This is a genomic window from Pseudomonas sp. NFR02 (assembly GCF_900119375.1).
GTDB classification, from domain to species: Bacteria; Pseudomonadota; Gammaproteobacteria; order Pseudomonadales; family Pseudomonadaceae; genus Aquipseudomonas; species Aquipseudomonas paracarnis.
In genome coordinates, this window is record NZ_FPJJ01000007.1 from 229,188 (window position 1) to 246,120 (window position 16,933).

Consider the following 16,933-nt stretch of genomic DNA (forward strand, 5'->3'; position numbering starts at 1 on the left):
CCTGTGGGAGCTGGCTTGCCTGCGATAGCGGTAGTGGATTCACCGTCGCTATCGCAGGCAAGCCAGCTCCCACATTCATTCGGTTCCTGTAATGGGAACTCGGTGTTATTACAAAATGCGCACGCGCAACGAACGGCCTTTGATCTTGCCGTCATTCAAACGCTGCAACGCTTGCTTGGCGATGCCGCGTTCCACGGCCACGAAGGCCTGGAAATCAAAGATAGCGATCTTGCCGACCTGGGCACCCGGAATGCCGGCTTCACCGGTCAATGCGCCGAGGATGTCGCCTGGGCGAACCTTGTCCTTACGCCCGGCAGCGATGCACAGGGTGCTCATCTGCGGCAACAGCGGGCCACCGCTTTGCGGCTTGAGGTTGTCCAGTTGGTCCCAGTTCAGCGGCGACTTCTGCAGTTGCTCGATGGCCTGGGCGCGGTGGGCTTCGGACGGCGCCACCAGGCTGATGGCGATGCCGGTCTCACCGGCACGGCCGGTACGGCCTACACGGTGGATGTGAATTTCCGAGTCGCGGGCCAGTTCGACGTTGATCACCATGTCCAGGGCGTCGATGTCCAGGCCTCGAGCGGCGACGTCGGTGGCCACCAGCACCGAGGTGCTGCGGTTGGCGAACATCGCCAATACCTGGTCACGGTCGCGCTGTTCCAGGTCACCATGCAGGCCAACAGCGGAAATGCCCTTGGACGTCAGGTGGTCGACGGTTTCCTGCACTTGCTGCTTGGTAAAGCAGAACGCCACGCAGGAGGCCGGGCGGAAGTGCGCCAGCACCTTGGTCACGGCGTCCATGCGCTCTTCCGGGGAGATCTCGTAGAAGCGTTGTTCGATCTGGTCGTCGGAGTGGAACGCTTCGGCTTTCACTTGCTGAGGCGCACGCATGAACTTGGAGGCCAGTTGCTTGATGCTCACCGGGTAGGTGGCCGAGAACAGCAGGGTCTGGCGGCGCGGTGGGGTCTTGCTGATGATGTCTTCGATGGCGTCGTAGAAGCCCATGTCGAGCATGCGGTCGGCTTCGTCGAGAATCAGGGTGTTCAAGCCGTCCAGCACCAGAGAACCTTTACGCAGGTGCTGCTGGATGCGTCCCGGGGTGCCGACGATAACGTGGGCGCCATGCTCCAGGGAGGCGATCTGCGGGCCGAGGGACACGCCGCCGCACAGGGTCAGTACCTTTATGTTGTCTTCGGCACGGGCCAGGCGGCGGATTTCTTTGGCGACCTGGTCGGCCAGCTCACGGGTCGGGCACATCACCAGCGCCTGGCAACCGAAGTAGCGCGGGTTGATCGGGTTCAGCAGGCCGATGCCGAAGGCGGCGGTCTTGCCGCTGCCGGTCTTGGCCTGGGCAATCAGGTCCAGCCCTTTGAGGATCACCGGCAAGCTTTGCGCCTGGATCTGCGTCATCTCGACGTAACCCAGCGAGTCGAGGTTAGCCAGCATGGCGGCGGACAGGGGCAAAGTATTAAAAGCGGTGGCGATGGTAGTCACGGGACTGGCTCTGCAAAACAAAATGTCGCGCAGTGTACCAGTCTCGTGGGATTTTCCTCGCAAGTTCTCGACGAGACGCCCGTTAGTGCTCGATATCGTGCTCGCGGCTGACCACCCGTTTGCCGTCTTTAGGCGACAGTTGCAGGAAGATCGCCGCCGCCAGCATCGCCATGATGCCCACGGTGAGGAAGGTCAGCTGGAACGCGCCGAGGACACTTTCCACACCGTCATTGCCGGCCTCGGCAGTAAACCCGCCAAGCAACGCGCCGGCACAGGCCACGCCGAGGCTGAGGGACAACTGCGCCACCACCGACAGCAAGCTGTTGCCGCTGCTGGCCTGGGCGTCGTCGAGGTCGATCAGGGTGACGGTGTTCATCGCGGTAAATTGCAGGGAGTTGATGGCCCCCAGTACCGCCAGCATGGCCAACAGCAGCGGGTAGGGCGTTTGTTCGCTGACCAGGCCCATGCTCGCCAGCATCAGGCCCAGGGCCAGGGTGTTGCCGGTCAGGACGATGCGGTAGCCGAGGCGCTCGATAAGCGGGCGTGCGATGGACTTGGCGAACATCGCCGCCGCCGCCAGCGGCAACATGCTCATCCCGGCTTCCGACGGCGAATAGCCCAGCGCCACTTGCAACAGCAGCGGCACCAGGAAGGGCAGTGCGCCGCTGCCCAGGCGCGCAAACAGATTGCCCAGGATCCCCACGGCAAAGGTGCGCGTCTTGAACAGCACCGGCGAGAACAGCGGGTTATCGATATGCCCGGCGCGCAGCCAGTACGCCGCCAGGCAGGCGAACCCGCCGAACAGCAGCAATATCACGCGCAGATGCGGCAGGTGCAGTTCGCCCAGGCCTTCCATGGCGATGGTGATCAACACCATCGCCGCGCCGAACAGCAGAAAGCCCAGGCCGTCGAAGCGCGTGCGCTCGCTGCCGCGCAGGTCGGGGATGAATTTCCACACGGCGTAGCAGCCGATCATGCCCACCGGCAGGTTGATCAGGAAGATCCAGTGCCAGGTCAGGTATTGCACCATCCAGCCGCCCATGGTCGGGCCAAGCAAGGGGCCGAGCAGGCCGGGAATGGTGATGAAGCCCATGATCCGCACCAGCTCGGAGCGCGGATAAGCGCGCAGTACCACCAGCCGCCCGACCGGCAGCATCAGCGCACCGCCCAGGCCCTGGATCACCCGTGCGCCCACCAGCATGCTCAAGCTACTGGACAGCGCACACAGCAGCGACCCGATGCTGAACAGCATGATCGCGCCAAAGAAAATCTTCTTGGTGCCAAAGCGGTCAGCGATCCAGCCCGACGCCGGAATCAGCAAGGCAACGGTGAGCATGTAGGCGATCACCACCCCTTGCATGCGCAGCGGGTTTTCCGCGAGGTCCTGCGCCATGGCCGGTAGCGCGGTGTTGAGAATCGTCCCGTCCAGCGACTGCATGAAGAAGGCAATCGCTACCACCCAGGGGAGCCAGCGGGCAGTCTTGGCATCGAGAGGGGCACGATTCGGCATGGGATCCCTTTTAATTAGCAGGCTATGTGTCGGCGATTATGCGCCATCCGTCGCGCCTTTTCCCACTGGCGGTTCGTCTATAGCTGACAATGTCACATGTTCGCCCACCAGGAAATCCAGCAACGCCCGATGCACTGCCAGCGCGGATTCGCGGGACTCCAGGTCGAGCAGATGGCCGGTGTGTTCGGCCACCGCAAAGCTGCTGCGGCCTACGTAGTGTTTGAACAGCTGGGCCTCGTCAGCCGGCGTGTATTCGTCCAGTGCGCCGTTGAGAAAGTGCACCGGTGTTTCAATCTGCTTGAGCGCCGGCAGGTAATTGCCATCACCCAAGGCCAACACTTGATGGATATGAAAGCGCGCCTGGCGGTACTCGGTGGTGGCCATGGTCGACAGGTGCCGATGGTTGTTGCGCTTGAGGCGCGGCGACAGGTATTTGCCAACCGTTTCGTTGAGCAGATGGCCGACCGCCGACTTGTCATCGGCCTCGATCAGCACACGCACACGCTCGACATACTCCAGCATCGCCTGGTTGAGGTTGGGCGCCAGCGCCATCACCACCGAGCTTTCGATGGAGGGCGGGTTATGCGCCAGGGTCAACAGCGTGGAGATGCCGCCCCAGGAGGCCGAGACTAGATGGTTGACCTCAAAGCGATCCACCAAGGCACGCAGGATTTGCACCTCGTCGTCCTTGGTGACCAGGTCGAGTTCGGTGTTGTGCTCGCGTGACAAGCCAGAGAAGGGCAAGTCGAACAGCAGCACATTGAAGTGCTCGGCCAGGCATTTGCTGGTACGGGCAAAGGAGCGCGTGGTGGATAACGCGCCATTGACCATCAGTACGGTTTTTCTATGTGGGTCGTTACCCAGTTGCTCCACGTGAACGTTGTATTGCTTGAACAGTTTTTCTATGACGAAACTTCCATGGTTCATCTCAAGACTCCAGCTTGCCCAGTCCAGGCAAGGTCATGCATCACGTGCAGGCACGTGGGCGGGTGGCAAGATTTATAAGGTCAGGGTCAAACGCTTGATCAAGGCTCCCGGCAATAGATTGGAGGCAGTATTACGCTGGCTGTAGGTACTGGGCGACAGCAGCAGTTCTCGATCAGTGGTCAACGCTTCAAGCTGTGAGCCAAGCAGGCTGTAAACACTGTCATCAAAGCGCATGGTGCTGACCGGTGCCTTGATTTCGCCATTCTCCACCCAGAAGGTCGCGAAGCGCGTCATGCCAGTCAGGCGCGCTGCCGGCAGGTCGGAGTAGTTCAGGTACCAGAGGTTGCTGATATACAGCCCTGTGCCCAACTGCTTGAGAATATCGGCCTGGGCCAGGTTGCCTGCGGCCATTTGCAAGGCGCTGGGCGACTCGTCGCTGCTGGCGCCGTTGGTGCTCAAACCGTATTCGGCGGCGCTGCGAGAGTTGATCAACTGGCCCTCGGCCTTGCCTGCGTTGATCAGGGTGACATCCTTGCGCGGGTAGCCTTCAGTGGAAAACGCCTGGCTCAGGGAGCCGCTGATCTGCTCATCCACCGTCACCAGCGGGCTCAGTGACTGATCACCCGCGTACAGGCGTTGCAACGAACTGCCTTTGCTCGCGATGGCCTGGGCCGAAAAACCACCCCAGGTGATGATGCTGATGATTTCTTCCAGCGCTGCCGGCGCAAGGTAGGCGCGGTATTGGCCGGGTGCCAGGGTGTGTAGCGGGCGACCGAGAAACGCCAGTTGCTCACGGGCCTGTTGGAAACGGGCGGCGAATTCGGCGCTGTTCCAGGTGTGCCCGGCGTAGCTGGCTTTTACCGCTTCGCCATTGGCGTGGAACAGGCTGAAGTCGAAATTGAAGCTGTTAGCCCGGTGCCAGCCGAACGCCCCCGATGAGCTGGCGAAGCCGCGGCTGATCGGGCCGGCGGCGTAGAAGCCAACCAGGTCCACGCCATCGGCGGCCCGGCTGATATCGTCCAGCACTTGTGCCAGTTCCGGCAGCGGGCGCAGCTGTTCGTTATGGTTGTGCCAGGCGTCGGGGTTCAGCAGCAGGTACGGGTCAGGCGGCAACAGCGGCAAGGTTTCGCGCAGTTGTTGCAGGCCATCGGCGAGGCGCTGGCGATCCAGCTGCGCCTCGCCCGACAGGGTGATGCCCAGGTCGGCGTGGCGCCCATCGTTGATCAGTTTGAGGTTCAGGCTGGCCTGCTGTACCTGCCCGGCCTGGCGTACCTGCGCGTGGTTGAAGCGCACGAACTCGGACGCCTCATCCGCGTAGCCGAGTTGAAAGTGTTCTTGATCGGTGACCGCCTGCTTGAGCCAGTCCACCAGTGCCTTGAAATGGTTCATCAGGCATCCCCCCCAAATACATCCACATTGCTGAATACACAGGCCGGCGACGCATGGCCGACACGGATCACCTGGTTGGGTTCGCCCTTGCCGCAGTTCGGCGTGCCCAAGACCTTGAAGGTGCTGGCGTCGCCCACCGCGCTGAGCTTGCGCCAGAACTGCGCGGAAATCGCCCGGTAGTTGGGGTTCTTCACCACGCCCTTGAGCTCGCCGTTTTCGATCAACTGGCCCCACTCGCAGCCGAACTGGAACTTGTTGCGCGCATCGTCGATGGACCACGAACGGTTGGTCGACATCAGGATGCCGCTCTCAATGCCGCCCACCAGTTGCGCGAGGCTTTTATCCCCAGGCTCGATATTCAGGTTGGCCATGCGGTCGATGGGTGCACGGTTCCAGCCGCAAGCGCGGCTGTTGGCGACGCCTGGCAGGTTGGCGCGAAATTGCGATAAGGCCCCGCCCAAGGGCTTGAGCAGCAGGCCCTCGCGAATCAGAAATTGCTTGCTGGCAGGCGTGCCGTCGTCGTCATGAGCGTAGCTGGCAAGCTGTTCGGGGATGTCCGGGTCGAAGGTGACGTTGAGCAGCGGCGAGCCATATTGCAGGTGGCCGAAATCGCTGGCTTTCACAAAACTGGTGCCGGCGTAATTGCGCTCGTCACCGAGGATGCGATCCAGCTCCAGCGGATGGCCGATGGACTCGTGGATCTGCAGGATCATCTGGTCGGGCATCAGCAGCAGGTCACGCGGGCCGTGGGGCGTATTCGGTGCGAGCAGCAATTGCAGGGCTTCGTCGGCCACCTTGCGGGCGGCGCCCACCAGGCCAAAATGCTGGATCACCCCGGCACTGCCTTGCTGGCCGAAGTTGGTACCGCCCAGGGTACGGGTCTGGCTGTCGTTGCCGTCGAAGGCGGTCACACTCAGGCCCGGAAAGACAAAGCGCTGGGCCTGACGCAATTGGGCGCCGGCGCTGTTGAGGTAGATCTGTTCAACCCGCGTGGTCCCCAGGCTGACTTCCCAGCTCGCCAGGCGCTCATCCTCGGGCACGGCGGCGGACTCATCGCCGAGCAATTGGTAGCAGTCGCTCAGGGACGGGAAGGGCTGGTCGAGGTCGGGCGACAGGTAGTCGGCGACGTCGCTGGACACCGGTTGCTGGTGCAGGTCGAGCAGGGCGTGGGGCTTGATAAGCCGGGCTTGTTGTTCAGCGCGCTCAAGGGCGGCCTGCAGACCGGCAAGGGAAATATCGTTGGTCGCGGCGTAGGCTTCCACGCCGTTGAGACGCACGGTGAGCATGGCGCCTTCATCATGGCCCAGGTGAGGCGGCTCGGCGATGTTCTTGCGTACCGACAGGTACTGGCCGGATTCGCGCACGTAGCGCAGGGAGAAAAATTCGGCGGTGGTGCGCAGGGCACCGAAGTGTTTCTTGAGCGTGGCGTGGTGTTCGAACATAGGGCCTTCCTTGTGGGCGGCTCGGCGCGGGCAGGCAAACAGAGTAGGCCTGGGCGAGGAGCTGATCAAGGGAGGTTTTGTTGTGTGATCGTTCCCACGCTCTGCGTGGGAATGCCACCCTGGACGCTCTGCGTCCGCTCTTGAAGGGCGTGACGCAGAGCATCACAGGATGCGTTCCCACGCGGAGCGTGGGAACGATCAATCACTGGGGTGTTTCGGTTACTGCGCCAATGGCCCTACTTCACGCAACGGCTTGCCACGCACCGGCGCATCGCCTGCCACGTAGTAATCCGCAGTGCTGCGCGGCAGTGGCTGGCGGCCACGGATCTTGTCGGCGATTTTCTCGGCGATCATGATCGTTGGCGCGTTCAGGTTGCCGGTGGTGATGATCGGCATGATCGAGGCATCGACCACCCGCAAGCCCTGCATACCATGTACGCGGCCTTCGCCATCGACTACGGCCATCTCGTCGGTGCCCATCTTGCACGAGCAGGACGGGTGGAACGCGGTCTCGGCGTGCTCGCGGATGAACTTGTCCAACTGCTCATCGGTTTGCACTTCGATACCCGGGCTGATTTCGCGGCCACGGTACGGGTCCAGTGCCGGCTGCTGCATGATTTCACGGGTCAGGCGGATGCCGTCGCGGAACTCCTGCCAGTCCTGCTCGGTGGCCATGTAGTTGAAGAGGATGCTCGGGTAGTCCCGTGGGTTCTTCGACTTCAGCTGGATACGGCCACGGCTTGGCGAACGCATGGAGCCCATGTGCGCCTGGAAACCGTGCTCTTTCACACCGTTGCTGCCGTTGTAGTTAATCGCCACCGGCAGGAAGTGGTACTGGATGTTCGGCCACTCGAACTCTTCGCGGGTACGAATGAAACCGCCCGCTTCGAACTGGTTGCTGGCGCCGATGCCGGTGCCGTTGAACAGCCATTCGGCACCAATTGCCGGCTGGTTGTACCAGAGCAGCGACGGGTACAGCGACACTGGCTGGGTGCACGCGTATTGCAGGTACAGCTCAAGGTGGTCCTGCAGGTTTTCACCCACGCCCGGCAGGTCGTGGACCACCGGGATATCGAGGCTTTCCAGCAGTTTGGCCGGGCCGACACCGGAGCGTTGCAGCAGTTGCGGCGAAGCGATTGCGCCGCTGCACACCAGCACTTCTTTGCGCGCACGGGCTTCAACACGCTCTTCGGCGGCGCCGATCAGGTAACGCACACCGACCGCACGCTTGCCTTCGAACAACACTTTGTCGGTGAGGGCATGGGTGACGATGGTCAGGGTCGAACGCTTTTTAGCCGTGTCCAGGTAACCGCGTGCGGTGCTGGCGCGACGGCCGTTCGGCGTAACGGTACGGTCCATCGGGCCGAAGCCTTCTTGCTGGTAGCCGTTCAAGTCTTCGGTACGTGGGTAACCGGCCTGTACGCCGGCTTCAACCATGGCGTGGAACAGCGGGTTGTTGCCCGCTTTCGGCGTGGTCACGCTGACCGGGCCGTCGCCACCGTGCCAATCGTTGGGGCCGATGTCGCGGGTTTCGGCTTTGCGGAAATACGGCAGGCAGTCCAGGTAGGTCCAGTCTTCCAGGCCCGGCAGCTTCGACCAATTGTCATAGTCCATGGCGTTGCCGCGGATGTAGCACATGCCGTTGATCAGGGAAGAGCCACCCAGGCCCTTGCCGCGCCCGCATTCCATCCGGCGGCCGTCCATGTGTGGCTCTGGATCGGTTTCGTAAGCCCAGTTGTAGCGGCGGCCTTGCAGCGGGAAGGCCAGGGCGGCTGGCATCTGGGTGCGGAAGTCGAGGCGGTAGTCGGGGCCACCGGCTTCCAGCAGCAAAACGGTGACGCCTTCGTCTTCGGTCAGACGGGTCGCCAGGGTGTTACCGGCAGAGCCGGCACCCACAATGATGTAATCGTATTCTTGGGACATGAATGTACCCTCTTTGAAGTGTGGTCAGGTCTGGCGAGTGCTTCGCACTCGATCGCAGGCAAACCAGCTCCCACATTTGATCGGGTTCACACAGAACAAATGTGGGAGCCGGGCTTGCCCGCGATGGCCTCACGGGCAATACAAGGCTCGGGTGTTAGAACACCGAGGCGTAATCGCCCAATTCAACCTGTACCGATTTGATGCGGGTGAAGTTGTTCAGCGAGCTGATGCCGTTCTCACGGCCCACGCCCGACTGCTTGTAGCCGCCAACCGGCATCTTCGCGTCGGACTCGCCCCAGGCGTTGATCCAGCAGATACCGGCTTCCAGTTGATGAATCACGCGGTGGGCGCGGTTCAGGTCCTTGGTGACCAGGCCAGCGGCCAGGCCGAAGTCGGTGTCGTTGGCGCGGCGGATCACTTCTTCTTCGGTTTCGTAGGTGAGGATGCTCATCACCGGGCCGAAGATTTCTTCACGCACGATCACCATGTCATCGGTGCAGTCGGTGAACACGGTCGGAGCCACGAAGGCGCCTTTGGCGAAGTCGCCTTCGGTGAGGCGGTCGCCGCCGCACAGCAGGCGTGCGCCTTGCTCTTTGCCTTTGGCGATGTAGCCCAGCACGCTTTCCATGTGGGCGAAGCTGACCAGCGGGCCGAAGTTGGTGTTTTCGTCTTCCGGGTTGCCGATGCGAATACGCGCAACACGCTCAACGATCTTGGCTTCGAACGCGGCTTGCAGGTGCTTGGGCACGAACACGCGGGTGCCGTTGGTGCAGACCTGACCGGAGCTGTAGAAGTTGGCCATCATGGCGGTGTCGGCGGCGCGGTCGAGGTCGGCGTCGTCGAAAATGATCAGCGGGGACTTGCCGCCCAGCTCCATGGTCACGTCCTTGAGCGAGGAGCTCGACGCGCTGGCCATGACTTTCTTGCCGGTGTCGGTGCCGCCGGTGAAGGAGACTTTTTCGATGCGCGGGTGCTCGGTCAGCCAGGTGCCGACTTCACGGCCGCTGCCGGTCAGTACGTTGAACACGCCCGCTGGAACGCCAGCCTCGGTGTAGATCTCGGCCAGTTTCAGAGTGGTCAGCGAGGTGACTTCGCTTGGCTTGAAGATCATCGCGTTACCGGCGGCCAGGGCCGGTGCGGATTTCCACAGGGCGATCTGGATCGGGTAGTTCCACGCGCCAATACCGGCAACCACGCCCAATGGCTCGCGGCGGGTGTAGACAAACGAGGTGTCGCGCAGTGGGATCTGCTCGCCTTCGATGGCAGGTACCAGGCCGGCGTAGTATTCCAGCACGTCAGCGCCAGTGACGATGTCGACGTACTTGGTTTCGGAGAAGGCTTTACCGGTGTCCAGGGTTTCCAGGGCAGCCAGTTCATCGTTGCGCTCGCGCAGGATGTCCACGGCACGACGCAGGATGCGCGAGCGCTCCATGGCGGTCATGGCGGCCCAGATTTTCTGGCCTTTTTCAGCGCTGACCACGGCACGTTCAACGTCATCTTTGGTGGCGCGTTGCACTTGGGCGAGAACTTCACCGTTAGCCGGGTTGATGGCTTCGAAGGTGGCATCGCTGCCAGCGTCGCTGTAGCCGCCGTCAATGTAGAGTTTTTGCAGGTCGAAACGGGCCATAAAGTCCTCGCAAGTGCATAAGTGGTTGGCGTTACCCGCCGAACAGTGGGCCATGGGGGTGTGGCAACACTGAGCGGCGGACGTTCAGGGGTTGAGCGGTTATGTGTGCTCTAACTCACCTGCTTGGCCAATTGGAAATCCATGTATTCGTAAGCGATCCGTTGCGCCTGCTCCGTGTCGAAAGCGTCTCCCGACAGGGCGCCGCGCAACCACAAACCGTCGATCAGGGCCGCCAGGCCTCGGGCTGCTTTGCGTGCGTGCGGCAGCGGCAGCACTCGGCGGAACTGGCAGCACAGGTTGGAATACAGACGTTGATCGTTGATCCGCTGCAACCTGTGCAATGACGGGTGGTGCATGCTGGTGGCCCAGAAGGCCAGCCAGGTTTTCATTGCCGGGCCGTTGACCTGGCTGGCGTCGAAGTTGCCTTCGATGATCACCTGAAGGTGCGCCCGTGGGCTGTCATCCTTCAAGGCACGCCTGCGCTCTTGCACGTTCTCGATCAACGCATTCATCAGGTAGCGCATCGTCGCTGCGATCAGGCCGTTCTTGTCCTGAAAGTAGTGGCTGATGATGCCGTTCGAGACGCCGGCCAGACGAGCGATCAGCGCAATGCTGGCATCTCCCATCCCGACCCGATCGATGGCCGTCAACGTGGCTTCGATCAACTGCTGGCGGCGTATGGGTTGCATACCGACCTTGGGCATGTAGCACCTCTCCTTAGGCCTGCCGATGGGCGATCCACGTCCGTCGGCTTGAGGGCCAGTCTATTTTGTTTTGATTGAACGTTCAATCAACAAAGAATAAGATCTGCGACAAATGGTCGCTGCCTACAGATGTTTCCTACCTGCGAGCCGCAACCTTCGACACCTGCAAAAACCCTTGAAACAGGCCACTTCAGAGCCTGATCACCGCTTAGGCGGGCTCAAGAATTTTGGGGTGTCTTTATAACACCCGTCCGTCGACTGCCGAAAAATCGATGTCCCGGGATAACCGTTGCCTTGTGTTTCTCTCTCGCACTGCCTGGAGCATCTGCGCCATGAGTTCTGCCTCTCTTATAAAGACCCCACCGGAAAAGGTCCGGGTCAACGGTTGGGTGTTCTACACCTCCACCGCGCTGATTTTGTTGTTGACCGCCATTCTGATCGTCGCCCCGCAGGAGGCCGGGCGCCTGCTCGGTGTCGCACAGGCCTGGCTGTCGAAAAGCTTTGGCTGGTACTACATGGTGGTCATCGCCGCCTACCTGGTGTTTGTGGTCGGCCTGGCGTTTTCGTCCTATGGGAAACTTAAGCTGGGTGCGAAGGACGATACCCCAGACTTCAGCTATGGCGCCTGGGCCGGCATGTTGTTCTCGTCCGGTATCGGCATCTCGCTGTTGTATTTCGGTGCGTCCGAGCCGTTGGACCACTACTTCAACCCGCCCGAAGGCGCTGCCGCCAGCAATGGCGCGGCACGCCAGGCGCTGCAACTGACCTTCCTGCACTGGGGCCTGCACGGCTGGGCGATCTATGCGCTGGTCGGCCTGGCCGTGGCGTACTTTGCGTACCGTCACAACCAACCGCTGGCACTGCGTTCGGCGCTGTACCCGCTGGTGGGCGAGCGTTGGGTGAAGGGCGCGGCCGGCCACGCGGTAGACGGTTTCGGCATGTTCGTGACCCTGCTGGGGCTGGTGACCAACCTGGGGATCGGCTCGATGCAAGTGTCGTCGGGGCTGGAAAACCTGTTCGGCATGGAGCACAGCAATACCAATTTGCTGATCGTGATCATCGTGATGAGCACCGTGGCGACCATCGCCGCCGTGTCGGGTGTGGAAAACGGTATTCGCCGCCTGTCCAACCTCAACATCGTGCTGTTCAGCGGTTTGCTGATCTTCGTGCTGTTGTTCGGCCCTACCTTGCACCTGCTCAATGGCCTGGTGCAGAACACCGGTGATTACCTCAACGGTATCGTGCTGAAAACCTTCGACCTGTATGTGTACGAAGGCGACGGTGCCAAGACTGAACGCTGGATGGGTCTGTGGACTCTGTTCTACTGGGCCTGGTGGATTTCCTGGGCGCCATTTGTGGGCATGTTCATCGCGCGTATTTCCCGTGGTCGCACCGTGCGCGAACTGGTGGCTGGCGTATTGCTGATTCCGCTGGGCTTTACCCTGGCGTGGCTGTCGATCTTCGGCAACTCGGCCCTGGACCTGGTGCTGAACCACGGGGCGGTGGAGTTGGGCAAGACGGCGCTGGAACAACCGTCCATGGCCATCTACCAACTGCTTGAGCATTACCCGGCGTCGAAAGTGGTGATCGGCGTGTCGATCTTCGTGGGCTTTGTGCTGTTCCTGACCCCGGCGGATTCCGGCGCGGTGATGATGGCCAACCTGTCCTGCAAGGGCGGCAACGTGGATGAAGATGCGCCGCACTGGTTGCGTATCTTCTGGTCGGCGGTGATCACCCTGGTGACCATCGGTCTGCTGTTTGCCGGTAACTTCGAAGCCATGCAAACCATGGTGGTGCTGGCGGGGCTGCCGTTCTCGGTGGTGCTGGTGTTCTTTATGTTCGGTTTGCACAAGGCCATGCGCCAGGACGTGGCCATCGAACAGGAGCAGGCGCAATTGGCTGAACGCGGGCGTCGTGGTTTCAGCGAGCGCTTGAGCGCCCTGGACCTGCAACCGAGCCAGGCCACCGTGCAGCGCTTTATGGACAAGCACGTAACGCCGGCGTTGGAAGAGGCCGCGAGTGCGTTGCGTGATCAGGGCCTGGAAGTGCAGACCCTGCTGGGCAAATCCAAACGCTGCATCGGCGTGCGGATCGAGATGGACGAGGGTAACCCGTTTGTCTACGAAGTGAGCCTGGATGGCTACTCGGCGGCGCCGGCTGACCTGCCTGAAGAAGAGCGCACCCGTTACTACCGTGCCGAGGTGTACCTGCACAACGGGCCGCAGGAGTATGACCTGATGGGCTTCACCCAGGAACAGATCACCCGGGATGTGCTCGATCAGTTTGAAAGCCATCGGCAGCTCCTTGGCCGGGTCTATAGCTGATAGTTGAGCTGGCGGCGCCCTCACTGGCGCCGCTGTTGCAAGCATTGAATGCGGTCGAATGTGGGAGCTGGCTTGCCTGCGATAGCAAGGGTGAATCCAACATAGCTATCGCAGGCAAGCCAGCTCCCACATTGTCCGCATTCCTTTAGCAGTCAACCCAGGTTCTTGCCCAGCAGGGCATGGTAGAGCTCACTGTCCCCCAGTATCCCCACCACCTTGTTGTTGTCGTGCAGCACCAGCTTGTTGCCTGTCTGGTAGCGAATCTGCAGTGCATCGCGCATACCGATGTTCGAGTCCACCAGCGTCGGTACGCGGCCCAAGCCTTCCACGGCCTGCCCTGGCGCCCAGTTTTGCAGGTTCATCGCCACGCCATTCTGGCGTGCGCCCTGGATGGTGTTGCCTTCGGCCAGGTCCAGCCAGGAGTCGCCACCCGGATCAAGACACACCGAACCGTTCACGCGCTTGCAGTTGTCCAGCGTGCGCATCAGGCTGCGTCCGCACAGCACGTTCAGCGGGTTGGTATGCGCGACGAAGGTGCGCACATAGTCGTCCGCCGGGTTCAGTACGATTTCTTCCGGCACGCTGTACTGGATGATCTTGCCGTCTTTCATGATCGCGATACGGCTGCCCAGTTTCAGCGCTTCATCCAGGTCGTGGCTGACGAACACGATGGTCTTGCTCAACTTGCGTTGCAGTTCCAGCAGTTCATCTTGCAAGCCTTGGCGGATCAGCGGGTCGAGGGCCGAGAAGGGTTCGTCCATCAGCAGGATATCGGCGTCCATCGCCAGGGCGCGGGCCAGGCCGACGCGCTGCTGCATGCCGCCGGACAACTCGTCGGGCTTCTTGTTGCGCCATTGGCTCAGGCCCACCAGTTCGAGTTTCTCGTCCACCAGCGTGCGCCGTTCTTTCTCCGGTCGGCCCTGCATTTCCAGGCCGAAGCTGATGTTCTCGCGCACCGTCAACCAAGGCATCAGGGCGAACTTCTGGAACACCATGGCGATGCGTTTGGTGCGCATCATTTTCAGCTCGGCGGGGGTGCAGGAGGCGATGTCGATCTGACGCCCTTCATGCTCCACAAACAGCTGGCCACGGCTGACGGTATTGAGGCCGTTGATGCAGCGCAGCAAACTGGATTTGCCTGAGCCCGAGAGGCCCATCAGCACACAGATCTCGCCTTTCTCGATATCCAGGCTGGCGTTCTCGACGCCGACGATCTGCCCGGTCTTCTTCAGGATTTCGTTACGGCTCATGCCCTGGTCCAGCAGCTTGAGCGCTTCGCGTGGGTCTTTGGAAAAGATCACGTCGACTTTGTCGAATCGGATAATGCTCATGCATCACCCCCTACTTTAGCGTCGGGTTGTTTGCAGATACGGTCGAGCATGATGGCGAGCAACACAATGGCCAGGCCCGCTTCGAAGCCCAGGGCAATATCGGCGGTGTTGAGTGCGTTGACCACCGGCTTGCCGAGGCCGTCGGCGCCTACCAGGGCCGCGATCACCACCATCGACAACGACAGCATGATGCATTGGGTAATGCCGGCGGCGATGCTCGGCATGGCGTGGGGCAGTTCAATGCGCGAGAGCAACTGGCGGCGCGAGCAGCCAAAGGCCTTGCCGGCGTCCATCAATTCTTGCGGGACGTCGCGGATACCCAGGTAGGTCAGGCGGATCGGCGCGGCAATCGCGAACACCACCGTGGAAATCAACCCAGGCACCACACCCAGCCCGAAGAGGGTCAGGGTAGGGATGAGGTAGACGAAGGTCGGCACGGTCTGCATCAGATCGAGTACCGGCCGCATCATGGTGTAGAACATTGGTTTATGCGCGGCAACAATGCCCAGCGGCACACCGATGACCACGCAGACCAGGGTGGCGAACAGCACCTGTGCGAGGGTTTCCATGGTTTCCTGCCAGTACCCCAGGTTGAGGATCAGCAGGAAGGAGGCGATGACAAAAACAGTCAGTCCCCATTTACGTTGAATAAAGTGAGCCAGCAGCGCAATCAGACCGATCAATGCCAGTGGATTGAACCAGGTCAGCGCAAACGTCACGCCGTGGATCATCGTTTCCAGTGTCGATGCGATTGCGTCGAAGTAGTTGGCACCGTGTTGGGTCAACCAGTCGACGAAGGCAGCGATGTACTGGCCTAGTGGGATTTTCTGTTCAGTCAGCATGGTAGTGAATGTCCACATGCGAAGGGGAAAACATCCCAGGCCAGCGCACCGGCCTGGGGTCAGCGGGTGCTATTTGGCGAGGTAAGCTTTAACGGCATCGAGCCCTGGTTTGCCATCAACGGTGGTGACACCGGCGAGCCAGGTGTCGAGCACTTGCGGGTTCTTCTGCAACCAGGCCTTGGCGGCAGCGTCGGCCTTCATCTTGTCGTCCAGGACGTTCCCCATCAGGGTGCTTTCCATGTCGAGGGTGAACACCAGGTTTTTCAGCAACTGGCCGACGTTGCTGCATTCCTGGGTGTAGCCTTTGCGGGTGTTGGTGTAGATGGTGGCCTGGCCGTAATTGGGGCCGAACGAGTCGTCACCACCGGTCAGGTACTTCATCTTGAAGCGGGTGTTCATCGGGTGCGGTTCCCAGCCGAGGAACACGATGGCCTGGTTGCGCTTGGAAGCGCGTTCAACCTGGGAGAGCATGCCGGCTTCGCTGGATTCGACCACCTTGAAGCCGGCGGTTTTCAGGCCGAAGGCATCTTTGTCGATCAGTGTCTGGATGGTGCGGTTGCCATCGTTGCCCGGCTCGATGCCGTAGATCTTGCCGCCCAGCTCATCCTTGAATTTGGCGATGTCGGCGAAGTCTTTCAGGCCCTTCTCATACAGCGCCTCTGGGACCGCCAGGGTGTACTTAGCGTTCTCCAGGTTGGCGCGCACGGTTTCCACGGTGCCGGCATCACGGTACTGCTTGATGTCGTTTTCCATGGTCGGCATCCAGTTGCCGAGGAAAATGTCCATGTTCTTGCCGTCGGCCAGGGACTTGTAAGTCACAGGTACCGAAATCATCGTGGTGCGCGGCTTGTAGCCCAGGCCCTTGAGGATCTCGCTGGTGGTCGCGGTGGTGACGGTGATGTCGGTCCAGCCGACATCGGAGAAGTTGACGGTCTTGCACTGTTCCGGTTCTGCGGCGTGTGCCACGACTGGCAGACTCAGCATGGCGGCCAACAACAACGAGGGTGAACCTTTCATGTGGGTAGACTCCTGTGTCTTTTCTGGCGGCATTCGCCGCGCTTTATAAGTGTTGCGGTTGGAGCGTGCGACAACAGCTCTGGCGCGGTGCCTTGCAAACGAGTCGAGACTGATCATGTACCAGTGAAAATCTGACGCCTACAGGGGGCGTCGTATCCAGTACAGGGAGGGTCGCATCCAGTACCGATGACGTCGCTTACAGGTTTTTCCTAAGGTAAAACTGCTGTTTTTACCCGTCTGCACCGCAAAAAACGGCCAAAACTGGCGTTCGCACGCGAGCGCCGCTGGTGAGCATGAGTGCGTCGGTGTGAGACGCCGTGATGACGAATAAAAGCTTGATGATGCCGCCATCTGGGCGATCTGAGCGTAGCACCTCGTTCAAGCCCGGCCCGTGCTTATCGAG

General features: G+C 61.1%; 12 protein-coding genes. 1 reads left to right on the forward strand and 11 read right to left on the reverse strand.

The features are described from left to right. Positions 1 to 108 precede the first annotated feature (108 nt). From dbpA to betI, 8 genes are all read right to left on the reverse strand, one after another. The gene (gene dbpA, locus BT199_RS20995; protein ID WP_229999345.1) at positions 109 to 1,446 is read right to left on the reverse strand and encodes an ATP-dependent RNA helicase DbpA; all 1,338 of its coding nucleotides are present in this window, start codon (positions 1,444 to 1,446) and stop codon (positions 109 to 111) included. A gap of 130 nt (positions 1,447 to 1,576) precedes the next feature. Next, the gene (mdtD, locus tag BT199_RS21000; protein ID WP_014720266.1) at positions 1,577 to 3,004 is read right to left on the reverse strand and encodes a multidrug transporter subunit MdtD; all 1,428 of its coding nucleotides are present in this window, start codon (positions 3,002 to 3,004) and stop codon (positions 1,577 to 1,579) included. A 36-nt stretch (positions 3,005 to 3,040) separates the two neighbouring features. Then, positions 3,041 to 3,931 (reverse strand): alpha/beta fold hydrolase, encoded by an 891-nt coding sequence (locus BT199_RS21005; protein ID WP_014720265.1) that lies wholly within the window; start codon positions 3,929 to 3,931, stop codon positions 3,041 to 3,043. Between the two features lie 72 nt (positions 3,932 to 4,003). Continuing rightward, a complete protein-coding gene (locus BT199_RS21010; protein WP_072435400.1) occupies positions 4,004 to 5,320 on the reverse strand; it encodes a TldD/PmbA family protein in 1,317 nt (438 codons plus the stop codon). Continuing rightward, complete coding sequence (locus tag BT199_RS21015) at positions 5,320 to 6,762, reverse strand: TldD/PmbA family protein (protein ID WP_072435401.1); 1,443 nt, start codon at positions 6,760 to 6,762, stop codon at positions 5,320 to 5,322. The genes BT199_RS21010 and BT199_RS21015 overlap by 1 nt, the downstream gene beginning before the upstream one ends. Positions 6,763 to 6,981: 219 nt before the next feature. Next, entirely contained in the window at positions 6,982 to 8,685 is a 1,704-nt protein-coding gene (gene betA, locus BT199_RS21020) for a choline dehydrogenase (protein WP_060766815.1), read from the reverse strand. A gap of 154 nt (positions 8,686 to 8,839) precedes the next feature. Then, positions 8,840 to 10,312 (reverse strand): betaine-aldehyde dehydrogenase, encoded by a 1,473-nt coding sequence (betB, locus tag BT199_RS21025; RefSeq protein WP_014720261.1) that lies wholly within the window; start codon positions 10,310 to 10,312, stop codon positions 8,840 to 8,842. Between the two features lie 110 nt (positions 10,313 to 10,422). After that, positions 10,423 to 11,016 (reverse strand): transcriptional regulator BetI, encoded by a 594-nt coding sequence (betI, locus tag BT199_RS21030; protein WP_003194919.1) that lies wholly within the window; start codon positions 11,014 to 11,016, stop codon positions 10,423 to 10,425. 389 nt (positions 11,017 to 11,405) lie between these two features. Here betI and BT199_RS21035 point away from each other — a divergent pair, with 389 nt between their 5' ends. Next, positions 11,406 to 13,340: a BCCT family transporter gene (locus BT199_RS21035; protein ID WP_224796996.1), complete on the forward strand. Its 1,935-nt coding sequence runs from the start codon at positions 11,406 to 11,408 to the stop codon at positions 13,338 to 13,340. A 152-nt stretch (positions 13,341 to 13,492) separates the two neighbouring features. Here BT199_RS21035 and choV read toward each other — a convergent pair whose 3' ends face one another. The 3 genes from choV to BT199_RS21050 form a co-directional block, all read right to left on the reverse strand. After that, positions 13,493 to 14,671: a choline ABC transporter ATP-binding protein gene (choV, locus tag BT199_RS21040; protein WP_014720259.1), complete on the reverse strand. Its 1,179-nt coding sequence runs from the start codon at positions 14,669 to 14,671 to the stop codon at positions 13,493 to 13,495. Beyond that, a complete protein-coding gene (gene choW, locus BT199_RS21045) occupies positions 14,668 to 15,513 on the reverse strand; it encodes a choline ABC transporter permease subunit (protein ID WP_003194913.1) in 846 nt (281 codons plus the stop codon). The genes choV and choW overlap by 4 nt, the downstream gene beginning before the upstream one ends. Before the next feature lie 69 nt (positions 15,514 to 15,582). Further along, a complete protein-coding gene (locus BT199_RS21050) occupies positions 15,583 to 16,530 on the reverse strand; it encodes a choline ABC transporter substrate-binding protein (RefSeq protein WP_034128893.1) in 948 nt (315 codons plus the stop codon). Positions 16,531 to 16,933 lie beyond the last annotated feature (403 nt).